Source organism: Atribacterota bacterium (assembly GCA_028717805.1).
Classification (GTDB): domain Bacteria; phylum Atribacterota; class Phoenicimicrobiia; order Phoenicimicrobiales; family Stramentimicrobiaceae; genus Stramentimicrobium.
This window is the reverse complement of record JAQUNC010000076.1, coordinates 1-4,842: the sequence shown is the minus strand read 5'-3', so window position 1 is coordinate 4,842 and position 4,842 is coordinate 1. Positions and strand designations below refer to the sequence as shown.

Below are 4,842 nucleotides of genomic sequence, written 5' to 3'. Positions count from 1 at the left end.
GTTGAAGAGGGACATCCATTAAAACAAGGATTATAATGTGTTTCGCTTGGAAAACAATATTTTAAATTTAGTTTTCTGGTCTATTATGTTATAATTCATATAGGTTGGTTTGTTATGAGATCCTTTATAATCCTGTTATTAATTTCTATATTGTTTTCAGGATGTGGCATATTACCTGAAATTGGTATTCCAGGAAATGAACCCCCTTTTTCTCATCATAAAGATTTTACTATAGTTGAAGATGATATATTTATCGAAACAATAGAACAATTGGATACTCCTGGAAAAATTTGTCTCTACATGGAACAGAATTTTCTTCCAGCTGAAGCACTTGAAGATGATTACAATCCTTACCAAATGTTTCAGCTGAAGCAAGGTAACTGTGCTGATTATGCCTGTTTTGCTGCCTTTATTGCTCATTATCATAGTTATTAAACCTTTCTGGTTTACATGTTAATAAGTACCCCCTGGATGGAGCATGATCAAGCTCACTTAATCACCATTTATAAGATCAATAAAGATTATGCTTATTCTGATTACGCTTACTATTTTGACGGTTTTAGTAGTATTGATGAAATTATGGATAATTATCCCTAGGTAAGATACAATATTTATGATTATGATATGAACTTACTTGAAACGGTCTGTATTTAGTAAATTATCTCCTTTTATGAAACCCGTACAGTTTTACAAACTGGATGTATGCTGGGCAGCACTATTGCCGTTTTTTGTAGTGTTAAGAAAGATTATCTGGAGGCAACTCTGGAGGCGGTGTCTGCTTTTGGGCTGGCGGCAGAGATTGCTGCGCATAAGGTAAAAGATGGTCCGGGAAGCTTTAGAGTAAAATTTATGGATACTGTTTTCTTGCTGGATGACCAACAATTGAAGGAAGGAAAGAGAATAAAAAGGTTAAGCAGCTAACTTTATTTTAATTTTAAAGAGGTCTAATTATATGCGGATATTAGTAACCAATGATGATGGCATAGAAAATAAAGGCTTACAAGAGTTAGTTAAGGCAATTTTTGATAGACACGAAGTATATGTAGTTGCGCCGGATACAAGATATACCGGCTACAGCGGAGCAGTGTCTTTTAACCGATTGATTTCTGTGATAGAGTATCCCCTTAATTTGGGCGAGAGGAGATCTTTTAAAGTATCTGGTACTCCTGCCGATTGTGTTATACTTGCTCTGAATAAATTGATTGGTCCGGTTGATTTAGTTATTTCTGGAATTAATGATGAACCTAATCTGGGTGATGATATACGGTTATCTGCCACCTTGGGAGCATGTCGGGAATCCTCTTTTACCGAAACCTCTGCTATTGCCTTATCTCTTGATTATGGTTCAGGTAAAAGGCACTATCAAACTGTAACTGATTTTTTAGCTATTTTTTTAAATAAATGGTTTACTTTAAAAATTCCGAAAGAGGTGTATTTAAATATAAATTTTCCCAATGTGCCTCCTGCTCAAATCAAAGGAGTATTATTTGTCCCGGCAGGGAGATGTCGTTATAAGGATAGAGTTAAATTAGTTAAGAGTAAGCCGCAGATAATTTATCAAATTTATGGAACAAAAATTGAAGAGGAAGAAAAAGGCGCAGATTCCTGGGCTGTTAGTAACAATTATATAGCTGTCACTCCTCTTCATAGAGACCAGACTGATCAAAAAATATTATCCCGCCTGAAAAGAATCAAATTTTGAGCAATAATAAAATAAAGCATTTCTGTTGCCTAGGTAAAAGTATTATGCTATACTTGAAAACGGAGAGATGACCGAGTGGTCGAAGGTGGTTGCCTGCTAAGCAATTGAGCGGATTATAAGTCCGCTCCGAGGGTTCGAATCCCTCTCTCTCCGCCATTTTTTATGTACCCTCATTTCAGGTTAGGAGGATTCAAGTGAAATCAAATCCAAATGAAGATATTTTAAATAAAATTATTATTCGTAATAATTTTCAATACGGAGATTTGGGAATGGTGTTAGTACTGCATGGCGAGCTTTATTATAGCGAATATCAGCTCAATCATGAGTTTGAGGCATATGTAGCAGAGGGATTAGCTGAATTTGCTAAAATATATCAGGAAGGGAAAAGTAGGTTGTGGATTGCTGAATTTGAAGGAAAAGCTATTGGTACACTGGCGATTATGGAGAGACCTGAACAGCAGGGTCAAATTCGCTGGTTTTTGATTCATCCTGATTATCGAGGAATAGGATTGGGGAAATTATTAGTGGAAAAAGCTATTATTTTTTGTCAGGATGCTGGCTACCAGAGCATTTTTCTCTGGACGTTAGCAAATCTGACTGCAGCCAGGGTTATTTATGAAAAATATGGTTTTAGGTTAAAAGAGGAGAAAGAACATTTTTTGTGGGGACAGAATTTAACAGAACAATATTATGTTTTAAATCTTAAAAAAAAGATATAAAATTTTTTCAAGTCAGGAGGCTTATTTTATATGGCTAAGAGGCTATATCGTTCCAGAAAAAATAGTATTATTGGCGGTGTTTGTGGAGGAATTGCCGAATATTTTGATATAGATCCCACCTTAGTTCGTATTCTAACAGTATTAATTGTTTTTTTAGGTGGGGCAGGGGTAGTTGCTTATATTGTGGCCTGGATTATCATCCCACAAAATCCGGAACAGGTAGCAGAACAGGAACAGGCTTATTCCCATTCAGAGGATGTTAAGGATGATAATAAGAATATTTGGGGTGGAATAATACTCATTTTGTTAGGATTATTCTTTTTAATCAGAAGTTTCTTTCCCCGTTTTGTTCTGATTAAATTTTGGCCAATTATCCTGGTTATAGTGGGTGGTGGATTGATAATTCAATCACTTTTCCGGGAAAAATAACCTAAATATTCTTTGTATTTATTACCATTCTTTCCCTTATTTTCTGCTCTAATTATTAATTACAGAAGTATAATAATTGGTGTATTATCAGATTTTTTAAAATTATACTTTGTTCTAAAAAATCTTTACATTTACCTAATTATTTAAGGAGAATAAAATGAAATTTCCGACATCTAAAACTAAAATTGTATGCACTCTGGGTCCGGCATCTAATAATAAAAAGATTATTAGACAATTAGTTTTAGCTGGTATGGATGTAGCTCGTCTTAATTTAGCTCACGATACCCTGGATGTGCACCGAAAAACCTTGCGCTATATACGTGAGGTGGAAAAAGAACTGGAAATCTCCATACCGGTAATGATGGATATTCCCGGACCTAAAATTAGATTGGGCAAGATTAAAAATGGACCCATTACCTTAAAGAGAGGCCAGATAATAAAGCTAACTACCAGCAATAAAGTAGGCAATGATTCTCTGCTTCCCGTTGAGTATAAGGATTTGATTCAGAGTGTCAAGATAGGAAGCTTGATTTATCTTTATGATGGATTTATTCAATTGCGTGTTACTGATATTTCTCAAGAAAAGGAGGAGGTAACCTGTAAGGTTTTAATTGGTGGTAAATTGGATTCCCATAAAGGATTAAATCTACCCAAGGCCAAGATATTGCTGGAAGCAATAAGTGAACAAGATTTAAGACTGATTAACTTTGGCTTAGAGGAAGGTGTAAATATTTTTGGCATCTCTTTTGTAGAAAAAGCAGATGATATAATAAAGGTAAAGGAATTTGCCCAAAAAAAGGGTAAAAAAATATTTACAGTAGCAAAAATTGAGAGAGAGGAAGCAGTAAAAAATATTGATAAAATTCTGAAAGTTACCGATGCTATTATGGTAGCCAGGGGTGATTTAGGGGTACAGGTGGATATTGAAGAGATTCCTATTATTCAAAAAAAATTGATTGCCAAGGCAAATAAAATGAGTAAACCTGTAATAACTGCTACCCAGATGCTGGTATCCATGACCGACCATATCAGACCAACCCGTTCTGAAGTGACTGATGTAGCCAATGCTATCCTGGATGGAACAGATGCCACTATGTTATCTGAGGAGACTGCAGTCGGACAGTTCCCGGTGGAGGCAGTAAAAATGATGACTAACATAGCCGTTTCCACTGAACGGGAATACCGTAGTTTTCAATATCATTCTTCTTTATGTGAAGACTTGCGTCTTTCTTTTCAGCAGAAAAAACCTTCCATAGAAGATATTATTTCCATGCATACCATGGAGAGCAGCCAGATTATCCGTTCTAAATATATATTGACACCAACTGAAAGTGGTAATACTGCCAGAAGAATATCAAGGTTCAAGCCATTTTGCTGGATTCTTGCCTTTACTCCAAATCAGGAGGTTGCCCGTTTTCTGGCACTTTCGTACGGAGTTGTTCCCTTTATGATAGACAGCAAGAAAACCGATTGGTATAGAAGGATTATGGATTTATTAAAAGAGAAAAAATTAGTAAAACAAGACGATTATCTTATTTTAACTGAAGGAACAATCAAGAAGATGACTGGGGGTACAGATTCGATGCGGATAATTTCTGTTGATTAGAGCAGGTTATTCCCTCCTGGTATTTATTTTTATGATTTTAATACAATAATGTTATAATATTAATTAATATTTATGTTTTTAGGCAGGAGAATAAATTGAAAGATGACAAACATTCGTCCGAAAACATTAACAAGGGAAAAGTGACTGCTGTTCGAGGCAGTGTTATTGATACTTATTTTCCTGAAAAAATACCCAATATACCGAATCTTCTCAAAGCGGGTGATGTTTTTTTTGAAGTAGTTCTTCACCTTGATTCCAAGACTGTTAGGGGAATTGCCTTAACCCCAACACAGGGATTGAAGAGAGGAGATGAGGTAATTGATTATGGGCATCCCTTAAGTGTGCCTGTTGGGAATCAATTGCTGGGAAGGATGTTCAATGTATTC

General features: G+C 35.5%; 7 protein-coding genes and 1 tRNA gene. All 8 read left to right on the top strand.

Features of this window, described 5'->3' with window-relative positions:
• The first annotated feature begins 114 nt into the window (after positions 1–114).
• Positions 115–435, top strand: a complete 321-nt coding sequence (locus tag PHD84_10490; protein MDD5638222.1) for a hypothetical protein — start codon at positions 115–117, stop codon at positions 433–435.
• A gap of 225 nt (positions 436–660) precedes the next feature.
• The gene (locus PHD84_10485) at positions 661–921 is read left to right on the top strand and encodes a hydroxyethylthiazole kinase (GenBank protein ID MDD5638221.1); all 261 of its coding nucleotides are present in this window, start codon (positions 661–663) and stop codon (positions 919–921) included.
• A gap of 31 nt (positions 922–952) precedes the next feature.
• Complete coding sequence (surE, locus tag PHD84_10480) at positions 953–1,702, top strand: 5'/3'-nucleotidase SurE (protein ID MDD5638220.1); 750 nt, start codon at positions 953–955, stop codon at positions 1,700–1,702.
• Positions 1,703–1,763: 61 nt separating this feature from the next.
• A tRNA-Ser gene (locus tag PHD84_10475) sits at positions 1,764–1,858 on the top strand.
• A gap of 38 nt (positions 1,859–1,896) precedes the next feature.
• Complete coding sequence (locus PHD84_10470; GenBank protein ID MDD5638219.1) at positions 1,897–2,421, top strand: GNAT family N-acetyltransferase; 525 nt, start codon at positions 1,897–1,899, stop codon at positions 2,419–2,421.
• Positions 2,422–2,451: 30 nt separating this feature from the next.
• Positions 2,452–2,850 (top strand): PspC domain-containing protein, encoded by a 399-nt coding sequence (locus tag PHD84_10465; protein ID MDD5638218.1) that lies wholly within the window; start codon positions 2,452–2,454, stop codon positions 2,848–2,850.
• A 157-nt stretch (positions 2,851–3,007) separates the two neighbouring features.
• The gene (gene pyk / locus PHD84_10460; protein ID MDD5638217.1) at positions 3,008–4,456 is read left to right on the top strand and encodes a pyruvate kinase; all 1,449 of its coding nucleotides are present in this window, start codon (positions 3,008–3,010) and stop codon (positions 4,454–4,456) included.
• A 95-nt stretch (positions 4,457–4,551) separates the two neighbouring features.
• Positions 4,552–4,842 (top strand): F0F1 ATP synthase subunit beta (locus PHD84_10455; GenBank protein ID MDD5638216.1); only part of this gene is annotated, 291 nt, incomplete at its 3' end.

Coding starts and splice junctions, on each gene's coding strand:
- pyk (MDD5638217.1), top strand. CDS start 3,008: ATGAAATTTCCGACATCTAAAACTAAAATTGTATGCACTCTGGGTCCG.
- surE (MDD5638220.1), top strand. CDS start 953: ATGCGGATATTAGTAACCAATGATGATGGCATAGAAAATAAAGGCTTA.
- PHD84_10465 (MDD5638218.1), top strand. CDS start 2,452: ATGGCTAAGAGGCTATATCGTTCCAGAAAAAATAGTATTATTGGCGGT.
- PHD84_10490 (MDD5638222.1), top strand. CDS start 115: ATGAGATCCTTTATAATCCTGTTATTAATTTCTATATTGTTTTCAGGA.